This is a genomic window from Motilimonas cestriensis (assembly GCF_021295315.1).
Classification (GTDB): domain Bacteria; phylum Pseudomonadota; class Gammaproteobacteria; order Enterobacterales; family CBDFNC01; genus Motilimonas; species Motilimonas cestriensis.
Genome location: NZ_JAIMJA010000068.1, coordinates 1 through 1,269 on the forward strand (window position 1 = coordinate 1; position 1,269 = coordinate 1,269).

Genomic DNA, 1,269 nt, shown 5'->3' on the forward strand with positions numbered 1-1,269 from the left:
CTCCCGGCCCGCTAACGCGGGCCTCCCATCCCCCCAGGGGCTGCGCCCCTCGGCCGCGAACGGCCTCACCCCAAAAATGGCAGCCAAGCTGACCACTTCTGCGCTCGGCCCTTCCGGCTGGCTGGTTTATTGCTGATAAATCTGGAGCCGGTGAGCGTGGGTCTCGCGGTATCATTGCAGCACTGGGGCCAGATGGTAAGCCCTCCCGTATCGTAGTTATCTACACGACGGGGAGTCAGGCAACTATGGATGAACGAAATAGACAGATCGCTGAGATAGGTGCCTCACTGATTAAGCATTGGTAACTGTCAGACCAAGTTTACTCATATATACTTTAGATTGATTTAAAACTTCATTTTTAATTTAAAAGGATCTAGGTGAAGATCCTTTTTGATAATCTCATGACCAAAATCCCTTAACGTGAGTTTTCGTTCCACTGAGCGTCAGACCCCGTAGAAAAGATCAAAGGATCTTCTTGAGATCCTTTTTTTCTGCGCGTAATCTGCTGCTTGCAAACAAAAAAACCACCGCTACCAGCGGTGGTTTGTTTGCCGGATCAAGAGCTACCAACTCTTTTTCCGAAGGTAACTGGCTTCAGCAGAGCGCAGATACCAAATACTGTTCTTCTAGTGTAGCCGTAGTTAGGCCACCACTTCAAGAACTCTGTAGCACCGCCTACATACCTCGCTCTGCTAATCCTGTTACCAGTGGCTGCTGCCAGTGGCGATAAGTCGTGTCTTACCGGGTTGGACTCAAGACGATAGTTACCGGATAAGGCGCAGCGGTCGGGCTGAACGGGGGGTTCGTGCACACAGCCCAGCTTGGAGCGAACGACCTACACCGAACTGAGATACCTACAGCGTGAGCTATGAGAAAGCGCCACGCTTCCCGAAGGGAGAAAGGCGGACAGGTATCCGGTAAGCGGCAGGGTCGGAACAGGAGAGCGCACGAGGGAGCTTCCAGGGGGAAACGCCTGGTATCTTTATAGTCCTGTCGGGTTTCGCCACCTCTGACTTGAGCGTCGATTTTTGTGATGCTCGTCAGGGGGGCGGAGCCTATGGAAAAACGCCAGCAACGCGGCCTTTTTACGGTTCCTGGCCTTTTGCTGGCCTTTTGCTCACATGGTACTCCGTCAAGCCGTCAATTGTCTGATTCGTTACCAATTATGACAACTTGACGGCTACATCATTCACTTTTTCTTCACAACCGGCACGGAACTCGCTCGGGCTGGCCCCGGTGCATTTTTTAAATACCCGCGAGAAATAGAGT

The 1,269-nt window shown here is 52.1% G+C and carries 1 pseudogene; it reads left to right on the forward strand.

What is annotated here, in order from left to right:
• Positions 1-92 precede the first annotated feature (92 nt).
• Positions 93-305: pseudogene (locus K6Y31_RS22005) on the forward strand (class A beta-lactamase); the annotation flags it as partial.
• Positions 306-1,269 lie beyond the last annotated feature (964 nt).